We start from the raw sequence: 22,051 nt of genomic DNA on the forward strand, positions 1-22,051 counted from the left end.
AAGAACTATTATCCCAAAAATCGTACTCTTGTAAATCAATTACAGGATTAACGAAAACTGTAAACCTATAACAGTATATAATTATTAATCTGTAAACTTTTTTTAGGACGAGTCACCCCGCATGCCACCGCCGGCCCGCTTCCATGTCCACCCACCGCGCCCTAAGTATGATAAATTTCGGAAACCTTCGGTTGAGACATTCTGTGATTGAATTTCCGCTCTGAAGGCAAAATTTGATTGAAGATCCAAATCATACATCTTAGAATGACTTCGGAGTGGTCAAACTGACTCGTCCTGACTATTGTCTCCGAAAACCTAAAATCTCCAAAAAAAGACACGATTCCATCCTCCCGCACTAACATCTATTTTCCAAATTGAAATCCTGCGCGGGAGCGAAAATGCTGTTTAATTCTTATACCCCAGGTTAAAACCTGGGGCTACAAACATATCGCTCCTATGGAGCTTCTGTAAAACGCCAGCATTGGGTCAATTTTTCAAATCTAGAGTTTTAGGATAGGTGATGATTTATTTACCCTGCACATCGTAAAGGGTCATGGATAGTCAGGCTCCTTCGGAGCTGACATGAAGATCATCGAGTTTCGGCACAAAAAAAATGAATGTGAAATTATGTTTTTTATAGCGCTAAAAATTATTCTCCAATACAGCGATTTTAAAGAGTGAAATTTGATTGAAGCTCCAAATCATACCATTGAGAATGTGACCACAGAGTGGTCAAATATTAGTAGCCCCGGGTGAGGTACGACACCCGGGGTTGAGATAAATAGACTGATTGTACTCCCGCGCAGGATTTACCTTTGGAAACGGCAGGTATGTGCGGGAGGATGGAAACGGATTTTTTTATTACTCGATTTCACCAAATATCATTTGATTTTAGTTCTAAAATATTCCGTTTTGAAATGACGACAGTACGGTCATACCATTACTAGCCTATTCTTTGTTCTTTTGGCTTGGCCCAAAAGACCCAAAAATCCAAGACATGGAAATGCTTCTCCCCACATGCCACCGCCGGCCCGCTTCCATGTCCACCCACCGCGCCCTAAGTATGGGAAATTTCAGAAACCTTCGGTTGAGACGTTCTTCGATTGAATTTTCTTTCCGAAGGTGAAATGTAAATGAAGCTCCAAAGTAGACAGTTGAGAATGTGACCACGTAGTGGTCAAATATTAGTAGCCCCGGGTGAGGTACGAAACCCGGGGTTGAAAGAAATAAGATTATTGTACTCCCGCGCAGGATTTACCTTTAGAAAAGGAAGGTATGTGCGGGAGGATGGAAACGGATTTTTCATATGATTATAATTTGATTTTTAAAGGTCATATGGAATCTTCGCATCTTTTATAATCACACATCTGTGTGTCGCTACGAGTCATGCTTGATTTCATACCGAAGAAAATTAAGAACATAAAGGCTTCGCTGAGCTATTTTTTTTCACAACAAAAAGATCGCAGGATATAGCAGAGAGAGAATTTGACGCAGTGTATTCATAATATGCCCCAAAAAATGTTGATTAGCTTTTCTAACCAAAAATCTCCTTACCAACTCCACTAAATTCATGGTAGTAACCTTTTTAATAAAGCTTTTCTGAAAATTAATCACTGTTCCAAAGTCTTGATACTTGCGTCTTGATTCTTGATACTAACATCTAGATACTTGATTCAAACAAATCAATACTTGATTCTTCTTCTTACCTTTGCCATGTTTTAAGGATAAACACCTTACCATGAAAAAAGAATTTACCCTGCAATTAAGCCCTGAAGAGGCTTATGATCCTGAGCTGTTTAAGTCCACACTTTTGAAAAAAGCCGGGTTATCTCTAGACGAAAGCGAAGCCTATGCAAGGCAAACCCGTAGGTCAATAGATGCCCGAGGTAGAGCTATAAAGGTGAATGTTCAAGCAGAACTCTTTATAAAAGAAACTCCAACTCCTCTTCTGGATCATCATCCTACTTATGGAAATGTTTCCAATTCAGATCAAATCATAATTGTAGGTGCAGGTCCAGCTGGATTATTCGCTGCACTTCGAGCCATAGAATTGGGAGTGAAGCCAATCCTGATAGAGAGGGGCAAGGATGTAAGAGCAAGACGTAGGGATCTTGCGGCAATCAATAAAGAACATATCGTAAACCCTGATTCAAACTACTGCTTTGGAGAAGGGGGAGCAGGTACCTATTCAGATGGGAAGTTGTACACCCGGTCCAAAAAACGTGGAGATATCCGTAGGATTATGGAGATTTTGGTTGCTCATGGAGCTACAGAGGAGATTTTGGTAGATGCTCATCCTCATATAGGCACTAATAAACTTCCGAAACTTGTGGCCGATTTACGGCAGACGATTTTGGATCATGGAGGAGAAATTCATTTCGAAACCAGAGTCGTCGATTTTATACTTGACAGAGATCAGATCATTGGGGTAAAAACGCTCTTGGGTGATATTTTTAAAGGAAAGGGAGTAATCCTTGCAACAGGCCATTCTGCAAGAGATATCTTTGAATTGCTTCATCAAAAGAAAATTCTCATTGAGGCAAAACCCTTTGCATTAGGTGTTAGGATTGAACATAGCCAGAATTTGATCGATAGAATACAATATCACTGTGAAGTAGATAGAGGACCATATCTGCCGGCGTCTTCTTATTCCTTGGTTCAGCAAGCAGATTACAAAGGGAAACAAAGAGGAGTATTCAGCTTTTGTATGTGTCCAGGAGGATTTATTGTTCCTGCAGCTACTGCACCGGGAGAGTTGGTAGTCAATGGTATGAGTCCCAGTCGAAGAGACAGTAGGTTTGCCAATTCAGGGATGGTGGTAGCTGTAGAGTTGGAGGATTTGCCGGAATACAGGAAATATGGACCTTTAGCGGCAATGCATTTTCAAGCTGAAATCGAGCGAAAAGCATGGGTAGCAGGAGGTCAGACTCAAACTGCACCTGCTCAGCGAATGGTTGATTTTGTGAATAAAAAAGTAAGTAGTTCACTTTTGGATACTTCCTATCAGCCTGGCTTGAATTCTGTCGAAATGCGGGATTTCCTGCCGGAATTTATTTCCCATCGAATGGCATTTGCCTTCAAAGTCTTTGGACAGAAAATGAAAGGCTATCTCACAAATGAGGCACAACTTATAGGATTGGAAAGTCGAACTTCATCTCCGGTACGAATTCCCAGAGATAAGGAATCATTTGAGCATACTGAAATCAAAGGTCTTTATCCATGCGGAGAAGGAGCTGGCTATGCAGGTGGTATTGTTTCAGCAGCTATGGATGGAGAGCGCTGCGCTGAGTATTTGATCGCAAAGTATATTAACAGTTAGCAGTATTACAGTAGGCAGTGTTACAGTAGGCAGTAGGTAGTGAGCAGTTTCCAGTATTACAGTTGGTGAATTTAACCTTTGGTCTTTTTTTATCACGAAGGTTTTACAGCAAGTAATTTTCAATTAGCAGAAAGGAGTAATCAGTTGGTCAGAAAACTGCCAACTGCCAACTGAAAACTGTCAATTCTTAAAGCCAAGCAGACCAAGGGATTCTTGTCAAGATCAAAACAAATCCAATTGCATACATCATATAGATGCTTCTGAACTTGCTTCTCGATACAGTCATTTTCTTAGCCCGTATATAGCCAATAGATATAACCACAATTGCGATTATGTTTATCAATGGATGCTCCAAAGCTGTAAGTCGCGCTGCAGGATCAGACATTGCTCCTCCTCCCGTAAGTAACTGGAAGCCAAGTGGGCTGACGAAATATAAAATCAAGCCAACCAATAATTGTATATGACAGAAAATGAAAGCAATCATAGCGATCTTCCTGTCCTTTTCGGAAAACTCTCTGCCCGAAAGTGCTCCAACAAGCATCAAAACGATAACGATTAACAATGCTAAAAGAGCCAAATAAGCGATTCCAGAATGTAGGTGTTGTAAACCAGTGTACATATTTTATATTTTTTGAGTGTTCGAAAATAACTAGAAAGAGAATAGATTCTCCTGTTTTTTGTTTGAATTATTCCACATAAAGGACTAATCCCTTTAAGTATTCTGTTTCAGGATGAAATAAATTTATGGGATGGTCTGCAGGTTGGGAAAGCTGATGCAGCACTTTTACCTTTCTGCCACTTTCTAATCCTGCTGCAGTAACCGTATGCGTGAATAGTCCTTTGTCCACGACTTGGCTACAGGAGAATGTAAACAGGATTCCTCCTGATTTAATTTTTTTCAAGGCCTCGGCATTCAAACGTTTATAAGCCTGCACTGCATTATGTCTAGCTTTTTGATTCTTTGCAAAAGCCGGTGGATCCAAAACGATCACATCGTAATCATCTCCGATTTCCCGAATGTACTTGACCACATCAGCCACTTTGGATTCATGCTTTCCAATGATGTCTGAGTTGAGAGAAATATTCTCTTCAGTCAGTTCAATGGCTTTGGATGAAATATCTACCGAATGAACTTCAGTTGCTCCGTCTCTAAGCGCCTGAACGGAAAATCCTCCTGAATAGCAAAAGGTATTGAGTACTTTCTTTCCTTCGGAATATTCTCCCAGCAATTTTCGGTTTTCTCGTTGATCTATGAAAAAACCGGTTTTCTGACCTTTGTCCCAGTCGATTTTATAGGTGCTTCCATGCTCCAAAACCAGATCTGTCTGAGCTGTTCCAAGAATCCATTCATTTGGAATAGGTCCGATATTTTTCGGAAGGGTTTCAGAACTCTTGTCAAAAACTCCTGCCAGCTTTTCTCCAAAGCTATTTTGGATGGCTTGAGCAATTTCCTTCACATGGCTATGCATTCCTACATGATGGGCTTGAATCACGGCCGTGCCATTGTAATAATCTACGATCAAACCAGGCAGTAAATCTCCTTCTCCATGGATCAGACGAAAGACATTCGTATGATTGCTATCCACGAGTCCCAAAGCTTTGCGAAGCCAGAAAGCGGCCTGAATCTTTTCATCCCAAAAGTTTTGATCGATTGCCCGCTCTTCAAATGAAATAATCCGAACCATGATCGAACCTTGTGAAAAGTGACCAATTCCTAAGAATCTATCTGTTGAAGATCGAACTTCCACCAGTTGACCGTTTTCCAGATCAGAAGGCATCTGATGAATAGCCCCGGAAAAAACCCAGTGGTGTCTCCGGATTAGCGAGATTTCCTTTCCTCGTTTTAGAATGACTTTAGGATAATTCATACGATTGATTTATTTCTGGGGAAAGCCAAACTTCCAATGATCATGGCAAATATACTGGCCAAAAGGCCAAAAATATGAGAACTTATTTCAAGGTTGAGAGTGTCTACAAAGAGGTAGACAAGCATCCCGAAAATCATGGAAGAGACTGCTCCGACGGGAGAGGCCTTCTTCCAATATAATCCTGCAGTCAATGGAGCAAAGAGGGAAACGAGCAATAAAATAGAGGCACTAGCCACTAATTCATAAATATTAGAATCCTGAGAGGCCATATATATTGAGACCATTGCAACCAAAACTATGTTTGCGCGGAGAATCCATAATAAGTGAGCATCTGAAAGCTTGCCTTTAAAGAGCGGGCGGATTAAGTTTTCTGAAATCAGAGCAGCAGGTGCCAAAAGTCCGGAGCTAGCCGTACTCATAATTGCTGAAATTAATGCCCCAAAGAAAATTATCTGAATTGGAAGATTGCTATGCGCCAAAACCATAGCAGGTAGTAGCATTTGTTTATTTTCCAGGTAAAGTTCAGGATACATGACCTTAGCAGCAAGCGCTATAAACAAAGGGAGTAAGCCAAAAGTCACATAAAATCCTCCTGCCAAATAAGTGGAACGAACGGCTACAATTTCCGATTTGGCAGACATGACACGCTGATAAATATCCTGACTTGGAATACTTCCTAAACCAATGATGATCCAAGCACCAAAATAATTTACCCAAGACGTAAATCCTGCATCGGGTAAAAACTGAAAACTGCCCTCCGGAGCCTGATCCAAAATAATATCAACCCCTCCGGCATCCCGAGCGACCAAGACTGTGACAGCTATCAAGCCAATCACGATCATCAAGGTTTGGATAAAATCGGTGATAGAGATCGCCCACATACCACCCAAAAAAGTATAGAAAACCACAATCCCCGCAGATAGTAAGATGCCTTCTATCAAGGTTAAATCAGTTACTGCTCCGAATACCAAACTCATTGCGACGAACTGCGCTGCAACATATCCAAAGTAAATTGGAACAAGAAAAACTGTAGCGGTAAATTCTATCCTTTTACCATAGATTTTTTTGAAAACATCACCAATGGTCAAAACGCCCATTCTGTACATGGGGCGAAGGAAAAACATCCCGAATAAAACCAGACAGAGCGCTCCACCAAATGGATCTTCAATTACACCTTGGAGTCCTTCCTCGAGATAAATCGAAGAGGCTCCGAAAATCGTTTCAGAACCAAACCAAGTTGCAAATAGGGCAGAGGCCGAAAGGAAAAGCGGCAGCGATCTGCCAGCCAGCACAAAATCATTAGAACCTTTTACCAGCCTTGAAGCAAATGCTCCAACCAGTAATGTCAGGACTAAATAAATGACAATGGCGGTTAATAGCAATTCAGTTTTGGTTAGCTTTTTCCGTACATTTTTTCACGTATGGCCTTAATTTCTGCACTCTCAAGGTAATCGTCGTAAGGCATTCTTCGATCGATTGTTCCATTAGGTGTGAATTCCACGATTCGATTGGCAGAAGACTGCACAAAGGCATGATCATAAGAAGACATCAAAACCGTACCCGGAAATTCAATGATGGCATTGTTAAAAGCAGTGATGGATTCCAGATCGAGGTGATTGGTAGGCTCATCCATTACCAGGAGATTTGGGTTTTGAAGCATCATCTTGGAGATCATGCATCTTACTTTTTCACCTCCGGAAAGTACCGAACATTTTTTAAAGGTCTCCTCGCCTGTGAAAAGCATTCTTCCAAGGAAGGTTCGCACATAAGCTTCTTCCTGATTGGAAGAGTATTGTCTCAACCAGTCGATTAGGTTTAAACTAGTCTCGAAATACTTGGAGTTATCATTTGGCAAATAGGCCTTATTGATTGTGACTCCCCACTTCATACTTCCTTTTTGAGTTGGAATTTCTTCCATAATCGTCTGGAAAAACTTATTTACCGCCTGCTTAGTCTTGGAGATAAAAGCAATTTTGTCACCCTTATCCACCATTAGATTTACATCTGTGAAGTAGGTCACTCCGTCAGCCTTTAATTCCAGGTTTTCTGTCATAAAGATCTGATCACCTGCCTCGCGCTCTGGTTTGAATATAATGCCAGGATACTTTCGCATCGATGGCTCAATCTCATCAATGTTTAGCTTTTCGATCATTTTCTTACGAGCAGTAGCCTGCTTAGACTTCGCTACGTTGGCCGAGAATCGATCTATAAATGCCTGAAGTTCCTTTCGCTTGTCCTCCGCTTTTTTGTTGGAATCGGAACGTTGCTTTAGTGCGAGTTGAGAAGATTCATACCAGAAGGTATAGTTACCTGAATAAATCTTGATTTTACCGAAGTCGATATCCACAATGTGGGTAGACACCGCATCTAGAAAATGTCTGTCGTGGGAAACTACGATCACAATATTTTTGAAGTCCAGAAGGAAATTCTCCAACCACACAATCGTCTCAGCGTCCAAGTCGTTGGTAGGTTCATCGAGAATCAGGATATCAGGATTTCCAAAAAGAGCTTGAGCGAGCAAAACCCGAACTTTTTGATTTCCGGCAAGATTTTTTAGGGGTTGATAGTGAAGATCTTCTGAGATCCCAAGACCAGATAGCAAAGCAGCTGCATCTGACTCGGCATTCCAGCCATCCATCTCTGCAAAATCAGCCTCTAACTGAGAAGCCCGAAGACCATCTTCTTCAGTGAAGTCCTCTTTCATATAGATCTTATCCTTTTCATCCATGATGGCAAAAAGGGTTTTGTGACCCATTAATACTGTTTTTAGGACTTCCACCTCGTCAAACTCAAAGTGATTTTGACTCAGAACAGCCATTCGCTGACCGGGAGTGATATTTACGGAACCGCTGGTGCTATCAATTTCTCCGGAAAGGATTTTTAAAAATGTAGACTTCCCAGCTCCGTTGGCGCCAATCACACCATAGCAGTTTCCAGGATTAAATTTGAGACTTACTTCATCAAAAAGTGTTCTTTTTCCAAACTTGAGGGAAAGATTATCTACTGAGATCATTCGTTTTTTCTTCTTTTTTGAGGCGCAAAGATAGGAATTTAATTTTTTAAGCTTGGACTAGCAAAGAGCTTTTGAAAATGAATTCTTCGGCTTTTATGTGAATAGCAAACAATTTTTTTAGGCATTGTTTATATTGAGTGCTTAATGGCTTATGAGAAAATTTTATAGGGGATCAATTGTGTTTTTGTTTTTGCTTTTTCAAGTCAATCTTGTTCAAGCACAACTTTCAACTGTTGGGGAGGAATTCTGGGTTGGTTTCATGGATAATAACCGTATTATTCCCAATGCACCTGATCAGGCAGTGATCGTAATTTCTGCCAATGAAAATGCCTCTGGTGTAATCGAATACCTTGGTAGGACAGTTAATTTTTCCATTAGCCAAGGACAACAATTCACCCATATTGTGCCATCAGAAGAAATCGACCTGCTTCATCGAAATTCAGGTGTGATCTCCAACAAAGGAATTTACATTCTCTCTGATGGGAAAATCTCAGTTTATGCTTTCAATGAGCGCTTTCGAAGTGCTGACGGGACTGTTGTCCTTCCAATTGGGGCGCTGGGGAAAGATTATTTAGTGACTTCTCATTTTGAGACACTGACGGCTTCTGTGAATTACAATGGAAATATCAATGACGAAAGCCAGCTTCTCATAGTGGCTACTGAGGATAATACTCAAATTCAAATCACTACTTCGGTAGGTTCCCTGAGTGGGAATCAAGCAGATGTTCCTTCCACAATTACGCTGAATAGAGGACAAAGCTATCAGATCAAGGCCAAAGCAGATTTGACCGGTTCCAGAGTCAGAGTAGTAGGAGATAATGCAAATGAATGCAAGCGAATAGCCGTTTTTGGAGGAAATAAATGGACTTCGGTAGGAAACTGCGGTGCTGCAAATGATAATCTTTTTCAACAGGCCTATCCTGTGAATACTTGGGGGACGCAGTTTGTCCATGTGGCACTTTCAGGAAGGACATCAGGGGAACTGGTAAAAGTCTTGGCGTCCGAAGATGGTACTGTTGTCGAAGTAGGCGGAGTGAACCGAGGGACAATTGATGCGGGGGAGTTTTTGAGTTTGGAATTTGATATCAACCAAACAGCCAAGATCAATACCAGCAAGCCTGCCTCAGTTACTGTTTTTGCAAAAAGTCAGGAATGTAATGAGATCACTGCTCCAAACTATGAAAATGGAGATCCTTTTATGATTACCTATAGTCCAGTGGAGCAGCTATTGAAAGAAATTCGATTCAATGCCTTGAATTTGGAATCTATCGTCTCGCATTATGTAAATATTGTGGTCAAAGCCGGAACTGAGAATCTTACCATTTTGGATGGTACCAACCAAGGGGCACTCTTTAATCCTGTTCCAGGTGACCCCAATTATTCATATGCGCGAATCAGTATTTCCCAGGGAGTTCATCAGTTAACTAATCGGGAGGGATTTACAGCATATGTTTATGGGTTTGGGTTTTTGGAATCCTATGGCTTTGCGGTAGGAGCAGCTTTGGATAATTTGAATTTTGAGACTCAGGCAGCTTATGAGTTTGAAGTAGATGGTGAAAACATCGCCTGTCTAAATCAAACCGGAGACTGGACAATTAATCCGGATAACCCGGATTTCACCTATTTTGTCTGGGATTTTGGGGATGGCTCAGATCCTGTGGTAGGGATGACAGTATCCCATACCTATACTGAACCCGGAGAATATGAAGTAGTTGTTTCGGCTTCTTTGAGTCCGGATACCTGTGATCAGCAAGAAGAGGTGACCTTTGATGTGACCGTTTTAGAAAGCACAGCTGAGCTGATAGGTCAGACTTCCGTTTGTCCGGATGTAGAGGAAATGGTTTATAAGTTGGACGAAAAGGTAAATGTGGACAGCGTATTTTTTGAAGTTGAGGGAGGAATAATCGTCGAAAGGTATCAGGATTCGGTACTTGTGAATTGGGGTCCAGCAAATGACAATGCAAAGGTAATCGCTACCCCATTTAGCGAAAATGGGTGTCCTGGTGAATCAATATTTTTAGATGTAGTCATTAATCGAAGAATTGAAGCGGTTATACCTACAGGAGAAACAGAGATTTGTTTTGATCCTGCAGTTTCACAATTCTATGAAGCTCCTAATTCCTCATCTGGCAGAGGCTATGAATGGACGGTTGTTGGTGGACAAATTATTTCCGGAGGAGATCAATCTGTTGTGGAAGTGAGCTGGGATCAGCCAGGGATTATTGGTGAGGTCAGTTACAAGACATTTAGCTTGATAGATCAGCTTTGCGAGGGAGTTTCTGAAAGTTTGGAAGTAACAGTCAATGATTTGTTTGAGGTCAAGTTGGCTCAGTTGAGTCCAATTGGCTGTTCGGGAAATGCTTCTGGAGAGATAGAACTGGAGATAAATGGCGGGGTAGGACCTTTTGAAATCACCTGGTCTCATGATTCAAATGTAAAATCTCAGAAGGCTATAAACCTTCTATCGGGTACCTATTCTGTTCAAGTAATTGATCAGAAAGGCTGTACCCGGGTTTTGGATAATCTTGAAGTAGTGGAACCACTTCCCCTGCAGTTGTTGGCAGTCACTCCAACGGCTGCATCCTGCTTTGGAAAAGCAGATGGTCGGGTAGACCTTCAAATCATAGGAGGAACTGCACCTTATCAGTTAGATTTTAACGGAATAAACAACTTTTCTGATCAGCTCATGATTTCTGATATCCCACAGGGAAATTACGATTGGGAGGTAATTGATTCCAATGGCTGTAAAATTCCAGTTTCCTTTGAAGTTACTTCTCCAGCAGCTTTAGAGGTGGAGGTTAGATTACAAAAGCCGGCATGTCCCGGTGGAAGCAATGGGGAATTATTTGCTTTTCCCTCAGGAGGGCAAGCACCTTATATTTATACTTGGGAAAATCAAAATGCATCGAACAATGAATTGACTGGAGTTCCTAAAGGGAATTACAATGTTTCGGTGTTGGATGGAAGTGGCTGCGTAAGCTTGGGTGAGGGAATTGTAACTGAGGAAGCTCCAAAAATGCGAATGCCAACAGGCTTTGATCCTAATGAGGGTGTTTTTCAAGGCGTTTCAAACTGTGAGATCAATTTTGAGTTATTCATCTATAACCGATGGGGACAGCTGATCTACTCAGGTATTTCCGGCTGGGATGGTACTCTTGAAGGCAAGGATGTCCCTACTGGATCTTACTCATATTATATGAGTTATTCCTTTCCTTTGGAAGATAAACTCGAGGTAGTGGAAAAGAGGGGAACATTTACATTGATCAGATAAATTTGGATTGAGGAGGTCGAAAGGAAATGAAATTTAAGTCGCTGATTTTTAAAGTCCTGATTTTGTTACTCGTGTTATCGAGTACCGAAAATGGATTTGCTCAGCAAAATACAGTAGGAAGAGAGTTTTACGTTGGATTTATGGATAATAACCGACGGAACACTCAGCCCGACAAAGCGATAATAATCATCACCGCTAATGAGAAGGCGGCTGGAATCATCTCAACTCCAAAGCAATCCATTCCTTTTTCACTCGAAGCAGGGCAACAATTAATAAAAGAATTTGATGGGAATGACGAAGGTCTAATCCACAGGGAGTCAGGACAAGTAAGCTATAGAAGATTAAGAATCACTTCTTCCGGTGACTTGGTTGTGCATGCTGTAAATGGACGTGAGTACAGTTCGGATGGTACGGTTGTACTCCCCGTCACATCTTTGGGGAAGGAATATTTGGCGACGGCTCATTTTGACGTTTTTGGTCCTGGTCAGGACCCGGGAAGTAATGAGAACTTTGAAAGTACTTTGCTGGTCATGGCTATCGAAAATGATACTCAAATTGAAATTACTCCTTCTGCAGCTACAGTAAATACAATTCCAGCAGGGTCTACAATTCGTATTACATTAAATGAAGGCGAAAGCTATCAGGTAAAAGCGAATGGTGATTTGACGGGCTCTAGGGTAAAAGTTGTGAATTCGGATCAGACTGATTGTAAGGTTGTAGCGGTATTTGGAGGGAATAAAACCACGAGTGCCGGAACATGCGGAACCAGTGGAGATCATTTGTTTCAGCAGGCATATCCCTTAGAATCTTGGGGGAAATCTTTTATTCATATCCCATTGGAAGGAAGGACTTCAGGAGAGATTGTGAAGGTTCTTGCTTCCCAAAATGGCACATCAGTTCGTGTCAATGGACAAACTGTTGGGACCTTAAATGCTGGAAAGTTTTTGAAGCTCGAATTTGGAAAGAATGAGGTTGCATTGATTGAAACTTCCAAGCCTTCCACTGTTGCAGTAATAGCCAAGAGTGCTGCATGTAATGAGTTTGGTGTCGCTCCATTAGGAGATCCTTCCATATTTACCCTCAGTCCAAATAATCAGCGATTAAAATCCATCACTTTTTCCGCTGGTAAACTGATTGGGTCTTTTAACCAGGACATTGTTCATTACTTGGAGATTATTGTTCCAAAAGGAACCGGTGATCAAACCCTAGTCAATGGAATACCCGTGGGCTATGCATTTGCGGAGGTTCCGGGGGCTGATTTTGAGTTTGCGCGAGTTACTATAAATAAAGGGGTTAATTCTGTAAGCAATCCGGAAGGGTTTTTGGGATATGCCTATGGATCAGGCTCGATTGAATCCTATGCTTTTGCAATAGGATCAAGTTTGGAAAGTATTCAATATGAGACTGAAACTACCTATGATTTTGAGGTAGAAGGTGAAAAGATTGCCTGTCTCGATCAGGAGGGACTTTGGAAAATCATTCCTGATGATCCTAAATTTTCGATTTTTACCTGGGACTTTGGGGATAATTCAGCAGCTCAGTCAGGTCAGGAAGTGGCTCATACATTTACATCCGAAGGAACTTTCGAAGTGACTGTCTTGGCTTCTTCAGGAGATGGAAGTTGTGGCAGTGAGCAAACATTTACTTTCGAAGTGAAAGTGGAAAAAGTGGAAGCTACTATTAATGGGCCCACTTCAGTTTGTCCCGATTCTGATGAATTTACTTATACCCTTGAGGATAGAGCAAATTTCGAAACTGCCATTTGGACTGTTGATGGAGGTCAGGTTTTATCGGAAACTGATTCTACAATTACTATCAAATGGGGAGCAGCAAATCCTGCAGCAAAGGTTCAGGCGATTCCTGTTGCTCCTAATGGTTGTTATGGAGCTGTTTTGGAATTGGAAATTGAAATAACCGATAACATTCAGCCTGAAAAACCAGGAGGAATGCAGGGGATCTGTGGAGTACAAACTGATCCGCTTTCCTACAAAGTAAATTTCCCATCTGCGGGGAAAGTTTATACTTGGTCAGTATTTGGAGGGCAGTTAATTTCAGGGCAAGGAACAACCGAGGTTCTGGTCCTTTGGGATGTTTTGGAGCCTGATCGAAGAATCTTTTTTGAGGAAGCAAGTGCTTCGAATGCCACTTGTTTTGGAGTTTCAGAAGTTTTGGAAGTGGGAAGTTTTGACCCTGTAGCCCTAGCTATTGAAGAGAAGATAAATCCTTCTTGTTCAGGAGAATCAGACGGGTCCATTAAATTGAATATTACAAGGGGGTCAGGTGATTTTGAATTCAACTGGTCACATGATCCATTATTGAATGAAGCTGAAGCTTTTGGGCTTTCTGCCGGAATTTATGAAGTGGAGTTGACGGACCTTTCTGGATGTGGAATAGAGAAATTAACCATTGAAATAATCGATCCTCAGCCCATTTCAATTGCTCTGGCATCGCTTACTTATCCTTACTGTTTTGGAGAATCATCAGGAGAGATTGCTTTGAATATTTCAGGGGGTACTGCGCCTTTTCTAGTTATTGGTCAGAATAGTACTTGGGAAAACGGTATTTTGACCATTACAGATTTGCCGGCAGGGGAGATTGAATTGGAAATTCAGGATTCAAGAGGTTGTATTGCTTCCTTCAGTGAAATATTGATTTCTCCAGAGCCACTGGAACTCCGTTTTGTTCAGGAAAGTCCTGGTTGTCCAGGAGACTTGAGTGGGGCACTGACGGTAATTCCAAGTGGAGGCAATCCTCCCTATAATTTCCTTTGGGAAACAGGAGGATCATTTGCTACTCTTGAGCAACTTTCCTCAGGGAGTTATTCAGTAATTGTGACTGATGCCAACGGATGTGAGATACAGGGTGAGGGGACAGTGACTAAGGCTGTTCCGCAGGTCAGAATGCCTACTGGGTTTATTCGGACCGATGGTAATTATATTCCGATATCTTCTTGTCCGATTACTTACAGGATGATGATTTACGATCGTTGGGGTCAACTGGTTCATTCCGGAAGCGAAGGTTGGGATGGGCTTTTTCAGGGCAAAGAAATGCTTCAAGGGGTTTATAGTTTCAAGCTGGAATATGAGTATAGCACAGATGAAGGGATTGTTCTAGACGATAAAATGGGTTCGTTCACCTTGATTCGGTAATACTTCATCTAAAATAATTGGGCATCTAGCTGCTTTTTGGATAGATTTACCGACGAAAATTTTTAAAAATTATGAATAAAATATTAATCACCGGTGGCGCCGGTTACATTGGTTCCCATACAGCAGTTGAATTGGTAAAAGCAGGATTGGAACCAATCATTTTGGATGATCTTTCTAATTCAAATGAAAAAGTACTGGATCGCTTAGAGGAGATTTTAGGTAAGAAATTGACTTTTTACAAGGGCGACTGCAATGACAGATCGGTTTTGGATCAAATCGGCAAGGATCATAAGATCAGTGGTGTGATTCACTTTGCAGCATTCAAAGCAGTAGGAGAGAGTACAGAGCAGCCTCTGAAATACTATAGCAATAACTTAGGTTCGCTACTGGTTCTTCTGGATTTTATGAAAGAAAATAGTATTTCATATTTAGTCTTTTCTTCCTCCTGCACTGTTTATGGTCAGCCGGATGTGCTACCTGTAACTGAATCAACCCCAAGAAAAGATGCGGAAAGTCCCTATGGAAATACCAAAAAGATTTGCGAAGACATTCTTGTGGATTATGTGAAAAGTAAGGCTGGAATTCGAGTTATCGCTCTGCGTTATTTCAATCCTGTTGGAGCACATCCAAGCGCAAAAATAGGAGAGTTGCCAATAGGAAAACCAAATAATCTGGTTCCGTTTATCACCCAAACTGCTGCGGGAATTCGTGAGAAACTTACTGTTTTTGGGGATGACTATGATACCCCGGATGGTTCTTGTGTCAGAGACTTTATCCATGTGATGGATTTGGCGGATGCTCATGTGAAGGCATTCACTTATTTGAATGATAAGCCTTCAGACTTTTATGACGTCTTCAATGTTGGTACGGGGAACGGAAATACGGTTTTGGAAGTGATCCATACGTTTGAAAAAGTAAATGATCTCAAATTGAACTATGAAATCGGCCCAAGACGAGCTGGGGATGTGGTTAAAATCTGGGCGGATACTAAAAAAATCAATTCAGTTTTAGGCTGGAAACCTTCTAAGACATTGGAAGATTCCATGCGTGACAGCTGGAATTGGCAAAAGGGATTATAATTTTTATGTATACCCGCAATGATGCCAGTTTCCAAATTTTCTTTGCTTAGCTAGCCTAGTGTCGGGTATCGGATGACCGATGAGCTTAAAATTCAGGCCTTACCTAATTTTAAGGGTTCTACCCTGACTTTAATGAAAAAGCCAAATGGGTTTTAGACTAAAACTCTAAAGTATATAGAGGGAATAGCTATTTTACTAAAGCGAAGTTTTGCGTTCCGAGCTCATATAGCCAACTTCTAAAAGTTTATCTTTGTCACTTTTTGACGGCCAAAAAGTAACCAAAAAACCCCGAGCCTCAGTCTTTTCTTTCCGCTGGCAGCGTTTTCCTTGATTTAAAATGAGGTGAAAGCGGAATTTTGTGCTGTCTTGCGCACCTAAAAATGACCCCCTCCCAAAACCTGGCCCAAGTCTAAAAATGCCTAAGGGGCATTTTTTTTCACGACTTGTCCTCTCGTACCTCGGGAGCTAAGTCATTTTCTTAACGGCTTGCAAACCAGCCCAAAACCGAAAATCCAGAAAGGCTCAGCCATCCGGACACAACCCTCCGTTGATGGTTATCATAAAAAAATAATTTTTCAATACCATTAAATTCATGGTACAACCATTTTAAGTAGTGTATTTTACTTTAATGTTATTAAAAAGGAAAGATAAAGACATAGTGTTTTATCAATCGATTTTACGCACATGCAGAAGGCTGTTTCAATATTGAGACAGCCTTTCTTTTTGATATTGTCTTTCTTAGAGAGCGAATAGTGTCAAGAGAATTCCGCGGAGATTTATTCCTGGTTGAATATCATCTCAGTGAATGTCTAAAAACCTTTGTGTCTTTGTGTCCTCGTGGCTCTAAAAATGAATGTTCTTCCATTAATTTGTCTGGAATGGCTGAAAAACAAAAAAGCCTTAGATTTCTCTAAGGCTTTAAGCGGAATGGACGGGACTCGAACCCGCGACCTCCTGCGTGACAGGCAGGCATTCTAACCAGCTGAACTACCACTCCATTTTCTTTTAGTAGTAAAGGCAGGCTCCCGATAGCTATCGGGACTAACCAGCTGAACTACCAATTCAATATTTTAAAGGTTTTACCCTGTTTTGATCTTTTCTGATGTCCTTCTCGTTTGAAGTGATGCAAAGGTAGGTATTTCGTTATTTCCCGCAAGACATTGCTCTAATATTTTTTGGTAAGAATAGGTATCTAATTCTTATTCAGGGAAATAATTTTTTATGCAGGGAATCAGCCCCCATTTCCATGGAAGGGTTTTTCTCAAAGGGATAATGCTTATCTTTGTATCTTTCAAAAATCACCGATATGGTATTAGAATTCGAAAAACCTATAGCCGATTTAGAGCAAAAACTTCTAGAAATGAAGGATTTGGCCAAAGGGCGAAACATTGATTTAAGTTCAGATATTGACTCCCTAGAAGAAAAAATATTAGCCTTGAAGAAAGAAACTTTTCAAAATCTCACTAGATGGCAGCGTGTTCAGCTTTCTCGTCATGCCGACCGCCCTTATGCCTTGGATTACATCTATGAGATCACTAATGATTTTGTAGAGCTTCACGGCGATAGAAATGTTAAAGACGATAAAGCCATGATTGGTGGTCTGGGCGACATTGATGGAAGATCAGTGATGTTTATTGGTCAGCAAAAAGGAAGAAATACCAAGCAGCGGCAAGAGCGCAACTTCGGTATGGCTAACCCTGAAGGTTATCGTAAAGCCCTTCGATTGATGAAAATGGCTGAGAAATTTGGTAAGCCAATAATCACTCTGATCGATACTCCGGGTGCTTTTCCTGGATTAGAAGCCGAGGAAAGAGGACAGGGCGAAGCGATTGCAAGAAATCTCAAGGAGATGTTTATGCTGAAGGTGCCTGTAATCTGCATTATTATTGGAGAAGGAGCATCAGGTGGTGCCTTGGGTATAGCAATTGGAGATAGAGTATTTATGTTAGAAAACACATGGTATTCTGTGATTTCTCCGGAGTCTTGTTCTTCTATTCTTTGGAGATCTTGGGATTACAAAGAACAGGCAGCTGAAGCTTTGAAGTTGACTGCTAAGGATATGAAAGGGAATGGTTTGATAGATGATATCATTCCGGAACCACTTGGAGGAGCTCATCGAAATATGAAGTGGATGGCAAACACCATGAAGGAGGCAATTATCCAGTCCCTAAAAGAATTGGATAAGGTCAAACCAGAAAAGCGAATCGAACAAAGAATAGATAAATTCTGCGCCATGGGCGTAGTTGTTGAATAAATTTAAACCCGGACTTAATTAAGTCCGGGATTTTTCTTTTAGCCTATGGAATTACATGTAGTCAATACCGGATTTTTCAAATTGGATGGAGGTGCCATGTTTGGGGTAGTCCCAAAATCACTTTGGTCCAGAACAAATCCAGCAGATGAAAATAACCTTTGTACCTGGGCGATGCGGTCTCTGCTAGTCGTGGATGGAGATCGGGTCGTATTGATTGACAATGGGATTGGAGACAAGCAGGATGCGAAATTCTTCTCCCATTATTACCTACACGGAGATGATTCCTTGGATAAAAGCCTTCGAAAGATTGGAGTAAGTCCTACAATGATTACTGATAACTTCCTTACCCACTTGCATTTTGACCACTGTGGAGGAGGAGTAAAGTATGGTTCTCATGGGCAATTTGAACTTACATTCCCAAGAGCCACTTACTGGAGTAATCAGGATCACTGGCAATGGGCAACTATTCCTAATCCACGCGAGAAGGCCTCTTTTCTGAGCGAAAACATACTCCCAATGCAGGAAATCGGTCAATTGGAGTTTCTTGACTTGGATTCAAAGACTTTCCTTCCTGGATTCGATTACATCACAGTAGATGGTCACACCGATAAGCAGATGCTTCCAAAGATTCAATACAAAGGTAAAACCCTTGTATTCATGGCTGATTTACTTCCATCAGTTGGTCATATTCCATTGGCTTATGTGATGGGCTATGATACTAGGCCATTGTTGACTATGGATGAGAAAGCAAAATTCCTAGAAGAAGCTGCAAGGGAAGAATACATATTATTCTTGGAGCACGACGGGGTAAATGAGTGCTGCACGGTAAAGATGACAGATAGAGGAGTAAGATTAGATCAAACGTTCAGACTAGATGAAATCTAAGTTGAAAATAGGAATCGCATTATCAGGTGGAGGAGTTCGTGGAATTTCTCACCTGGGAGTTCTGAAAGCTCTTGTAGAGGTTGGGATAACTCCAACAAAGATCTCCGGAACTTCCGCAGGTGCTATTGTAGGCGCAATGTTTTGCCAAGGATATTCTCCAGAGGAGATTTTGAAAATTATCGTGGAGACGAATTACTTCAAGTTTATGCGACCTGCAATTTCCCTGACAGGAATTTTGAAAATGGACGCCATGGAAAGTCTCTTTAAAATTTACCTGAACCATAATGATTTTGCGAAGCTGAAAACTCCACTCACAGTAGCTGCAACAGATATTAAAAGGGGTAAAGTGAAATATTTTTCAGAAGGAGATCTCATCAAACCTGTAATGGCATCTTCCTGCATTCCCGGAATGTTTGACCCAATAGTAATAGGTAATAGGTATTTCGTTGATGGTGGTGTCTTGAATAATTTGCCTGTTGAGCCACTAGAAGGGTTTTGTGATTATGTAATAGGCGTTAATTGCAACCAACTTCCTGAACAAAGCAATATCAAGAACATGAAAAATCTGATCGAGCGATCAGTGATTATGGCGATGAATTACAATGTCTATAGCCGCAAGGATAAGTGCGATTACTTTATTGAGGCGCCAGGATTGGGAAAATACGGTGTGTTTGATATCAAAAAGGCACCGGAACTCTTTCAAGCAGGGTACGACGAAACTATGAAAATGATTGAGGAAAATCCGGAATTATTGGATTTAGGTACTAAGAAGGAAAAAGCAGAAAAGGTATGATGAAGGCTTTATCAAAATTTCTATTTTGGATCACAGGTTGGGAATTGGTTGGAGAATGGCCAAAAGGTGTGAAGAATGCTGTTTTAATCGCAATTCCGCATACCTCCAACTGGGACTTACTCTATGCACGAGCGGCGTTTTTTCTAATGGATATTCCAGTGAGATTCACCATTAAAAAGGAAGCAATGGTAGGGCCAATGGGTTGGATACTCTCTGGTCTCGGTGCGATTGCAATCGACCGAAAGCGAGTTCCTGGAGGAAGGAAACAAACCTATACGGAGGCTATGATTGGAATGCTAAAAGAGCGAGAAGATCTAGTGGTCATGGTGACACCGGAAGGAACCCGAAGTGCTGTAAAAAAATGGAAATCCGGATTTTACCATATTGCGGAAGGCGCAGGTGTTCCGATCGTGGTTGGTTTTTTGGATTATAAAAAGAAGAAAGCCGGGATCGGACCGCATTTATATCCAGATGGAAATATGGATGCGCAGATTGAAGAGCTAAAAGCTTTTGGCCGAACTGTTACAGGAAGACATCCCGAGAAAGGGATCATTTAGAATTTCATGAATTAACTTTTTGTAACATCTAAAAATGGTTTTTTTAGATACATTTCAATTAACTTTTAGTTCAAAAGGTTTTTGACTCAATTCTAAAATATCATTTTATGAGATTGTTAATTGCTACTGCGTTATTTTTAGCTGTTAGTGCCTGTGCTTCAAAAGAAGAGAAAAAGCAGGCGGTTTCGGATCAAATAAAGGTATCCTTAGATACTGTACTAGTTGATACAGTTGACGAGTTCCTTTATTTACAGGATCAACTTTATTATTCTGGTCTATCTAACGATAAAAGCTATCTGATCAATTTTAATAGACAAGATTTTACTGCGGAGAAGATTGATTTAGATGGACTTAGACTTTCAGAAAAAGTTCAATTCGAAAAAGAAGGCCCTAATGGTGTTCTTAACGTGGTTAACTATGTTTCAAACTTCTCTCTTTTGTCGGAGGGGAATATACTTTTCTGGGATTATTTTTTATATAAGATTTTTGATCAAAATGGACATTTAGTCAAGGATTTGGCGCTGGATAAAATTGCTTCTGAATTCCTCGGAGTTGATGAATACTATGCAGGAGCGATTTTTCAAGTTGAAAATAATTTGGATAGGATTATTGCATTTATTTATCACTGGGAGAGTGGATCTCGCCTGATACTTGATTTTGATTTGAAAGATCAAACTTTTGAAAAGATAGAGTTGCCAGAATTAGAAAAGCTAAAGGATTTTAATGTTAATCTATTGTATGAAGGAACTCCAGCAGGAAGCTATGGGCCGAGTGCCAAAGCTATAAGTGTTAATGGGCAAATTCTTATTAGTAATACTGCCTTCAATGAAGTGCTTATTTTTGATTTGGAAAGAGACAGCCTTTATACGAAAAGCTGGAATACCCATTTACTGGCCGATAAGAAAAGTTATGTACCTCCAAAAGAAGTTGAAAGAACCTCTGGTCAATTGAAGGAAATTATTAAAAGAAATGAGGAAGATGTTAATTACAGATCTTTTTTTTGGGATGAGAAAAATGAACGTTTTTTCAGGTTTTCAGAAAGAATGCATTTTGGAGAAGAACTAAACGGCTATGGAGATTATACATCCACTGGATCGGATATTTTTTTAAGTGTATTTGATAAGGACTTGAATCTAATTGCTGAAGCTGAGATATCTGAGCTGGATAAGCTTCCATTAACTTACTTTACTAGAGATGGGGGCATCTGGATGTTTGAAAACATCAATGATGAACTGGCTTTTGTAATTGTTAAAATTCAAGATATTTAGGAATTTGAAGCACTTTTTATAGTGACTAGTAGAAAAAGAAATTATGTTTTAATGGCAAAAGCCTGAATCAATTTCAAATCTATTAATATTAGATCATCCTCAGATATACTACCTAATCTGCCCAGAATAATTTCTTTATCCAAGGTGGCAATTTTTGAAACTCGAACTATAGAGACTTTTTTTAACCCATTCTCTGGCGTTGGATGAACTAATAAATCAAATGGTGAGGATCCCTTTATTTGAGTGGAAATAAAGGCGACGGTAACGTCAAATTCAGAGGCTAATAAAACTAAGGCTGGCCTATTTTTTAATCCTGATAAATCTGTAAATGGGAAGGGGACAAGAACAATGTCTCCCTTTTTCATTTGTACCTTTCTTTTAGATCTTCTATTCGATAAATATCCTCCTCCTTCTCTAAAAAATGATAAGGTTTACCCTCCTTGAAAAGATGGTTTATACCTTTTTGAAGTGTTTTTTCATCAAGTCTTTTTAGGATAAAATCAGCAAACTCATTTATTTCCTTTATTTTTTCCTCTGGAAGTTGCTCTAAAATATCGACCGTTTTGTCAATTAATTCTTGTTTTGACATAATGAA

Annotated in this window: 15 protein-coding genes and 1 tRNA gene; 9 read left to right on the forward strand and 7 right to left on the reverse strand. The window is 40.5% G+C overall.

Translation table 11 applies throughout. The features are described 5' to 3' along the window. Positions 1-1,738: 1,738 nt before the first annotated feature. Positions 1,739-3,319, forward strand: coding sequence for an NAD(P)/FAD-dependent oxidoreductase (locus P8O16_RS15015; RefSeq protein ID WP_300316257.1), 1,581 nt, complete (start codon positions 1,739-1,741; stop codon positions 3,317-3,319). A gap of 187 nt (positions 3,320-3,506) precedes the next feature. Here P8O16_RS15015 and P8O16_RS15020 read toward each other — a convergent pair whose 3' ends face one another. The 4 genes from P8O16_RS15020 to P8O16_RS15035 all read right to left on the reverse strand — a co-directional run bounded on the left by P8O16_RS15020 (position 3,507) and on the right by P8O16_RS15035 (position 8,200). Next, positions 3,507-3,938: a hypothetical protein gene (locus P8O16_RS15020; protein ID WP_300316258.1), complete on the reverse strand. Its 432-nt coding sequence runs from the start codon at positions 3,936-3,938 to the stop codon at positions 3,507-3,509. A gap of 67 nt (positions 3,939-4,005) precedes the next feature. Beyond that, on the reverse strand, positions 4,006-5,187 hold the full coding sequence (locus P8O16_RS15025; protein WP_300316259.1) for a class I SAM-dependent rRNA methyltransferase: 1,182 nt from the start codon (positions 5,185-5,187) through the stop codon (positions 4,006-4,008). Further along, positions 5,184-6,569 (reverse strand): sodium:solute symporter family protein, encoded by a 1,386-nt coding sequence (locus P8O16_RS15030; protein WP_300316260.1) that lies wholly within the window; start codon positions 6,567-6,569, stop codon positions 5,184-5,186. The genes P8O16_RS15025 and P8O16_RS15030 overlap by 4 nt, the downstream gene beginning before the upstream one ends. Before the next feature lie 11 nt (positions 6,570-6,580). Next, positions 6,581-8,200 (reverse strand): ABC-F family ATP-binding cassette domain-containing protein, encoded by a 1,620-nt coding sequence (locus P8O16_RS15035; RefSeq protein ID WP_300316261.1) that lies wholly within the window; start codon positions 8,198-8,200, stop codon positions 6,581-6,583. Between the two features lie 151 nt (positions 8,201-8,351). Between P8O16_RS15035 and P8O16_RS15040 the strand changes: the two genes are divergently transcribed. From P8O16_RS15040 to galE, 3 genes are all read left to right on the forward strand, one after another. Continuing rightward, positions 8,352-11,471, forward strand: a complete 3,120-nt coding sequence (locus P8O16_RS15040; protein WP_300316262.1) for a PKD domain-containing protein — start codon at positions 8,352-8,354, stop codon at positions 11,469-11,471. A 26-nt stretch (positions 11,472-11,497) separates the two neighbouring features. Continuing rightward, positions 11,498-14,620, forward strand: a complete 3,123-nt coding sequence (locus P8O16_RS15045) for a PKD domain-containing protein (protein ID WP_300316263.1) — start codon at positions 11,498-11,500, stop codon at positions 14,618-14,620. 71 nt (positions 14,621-14,691) lie between these two features. Beyond that, the gene (gene galE, locus P8O16_RS15050; protein ID WP_300316264.1) at positions 14,692-15,699 is read left to right on the forward strand and encodes a UDP-glucose 4-epimerase GalE; all 1,008 of its coding nucleotides are present in this window, start codon (positions 14,692-14,694) and stop codon (positions 15,697-15,699) included. A 923-nt stretch (positions 15,700-16,622) separates the two neighbouring features. Here galE and P8O16_RS15055 read toward each other — a convergent pair. Continuing rightward, positions 16,623-16,696: transfer RNA gene (locus P8O16_RS15055), tRNA-Asp, on the reverse strand. Between the two features lie 309 nt (positions 16,697-17,005). Here P8O16_RS15055 and P8O16_RS15060 point away from each other — a divergent pair. The 5 genes from P8O16_RS15060 to P8O16_RS15080 all read left to right on the forward strand — a co-directional run bounded on the left by P8O16_RS15060 (position 17,006) and on the right by P8O16_RS15080 (position 21,456). Next, positions 17,006-17,953, forward strand: a complete 948-nt coding sequence (locus P8O16_RS15060; protein ID WP_300316265.1) for an acetyl-CoA carboxylase carboxyltransferase subunit alpha — start codon at positions 17,006-17,008, stop codon at positions 17,951-17,953. 45 nt (positions 17,954-17,998) lie between these two features. Next, complete coding sequence (locus tag P8O16_RS15065; protein ID WP_300316266.1) at positions 17,999-18,838, forward strand: MBL fold metallo-hydrolase; 840 nt, start codon at positions 17,999-18,001, stop codon at positions 18,836-18,838. Further along, positions 18,828-19,631, forward strand: coding sequence for a patatin-like phospholipase family protein (locus P8O16_RS15070; protein WP_300316267.1), 804 nt, complete (start codon positions 18,828-18,830; stop codon positions 19,629-19,631). Before P8O16_RS15065 ends, P8O16_RS15070 begins: the two co-directional genes overlap by 11 nt. Then, positions 19,628-20,188: a 1-acyl-sn-glycerol-3-phosphate acyltransferase gene (locus P8O16_RS15075; RefSeq protein ID WP_300316268.1), complete on the forward strand. Its 561-nt coding sequence runs from the start codon at positions 19,628-19,630 to the stop codon at positions 20,186-20,188. The genes P8O16_RS15070 and P8O16_RS15075 overlap by 4 nt, the downstream gene beginning before the upstream one ends. 107 nt (positions 20,189-20,295) lie before the next feature. Beyond that, positions 20,296-21,456 (forward strand): DUF4221 family protein, encoded by a 1,161-nt coding sequence (locus P8O16_RS15080; protein ID WP_300316269.1) that lies wholly within the window; start codon positions 20,296-20,298, stop codon positions 21,454-21,456. 41 nt (positions 21,457-21,497) lie between these two features. Here P8O16_RS15080 and P8O16_RS15085 read toward each other — a convergent pair whose 3' ends face one another. Together P8O16_RS15085 and P8O16_RS15090 are read right to left on the reverse strand one after the other, a co-directional pair. Next, complete coding sequence (locus P8O16_RS15085; RefSeq protein ID WP_300316270.1) at positions 21,498-21,821, reverse strand: type II toxin-antitoxin system PemK/MazF family toxin; 324 nt, start codon at positions 21,819-21,821, stop codon at positions 21,498-21,500. After that, on the reverse strand, positions 21,818-22,045 hold the full coding sequence (locus P8O16_RS15090) for a hypothetical protein (protein ID WP_300316271.1): 228 nt from the start codon (positions 22,043-22,045) through the stop codon (positions 21,818-21,820). The genes P8O16_RS15085 and P8O16_RS15090 overlap by 4 nt, the downstream gene beginning before the upstream one ends. Positions 22,046-22,051: the final 6 nt, after the last annotated feature.

It is taken from the genome of Algoriphagus sp. (genome assembly GCF_029254265.1).
Lineage (GTDB): Bacteria > Bacteroidota > Bacteroidia > Cytophagales > Cyclobacteriaceae > Algoriphagus.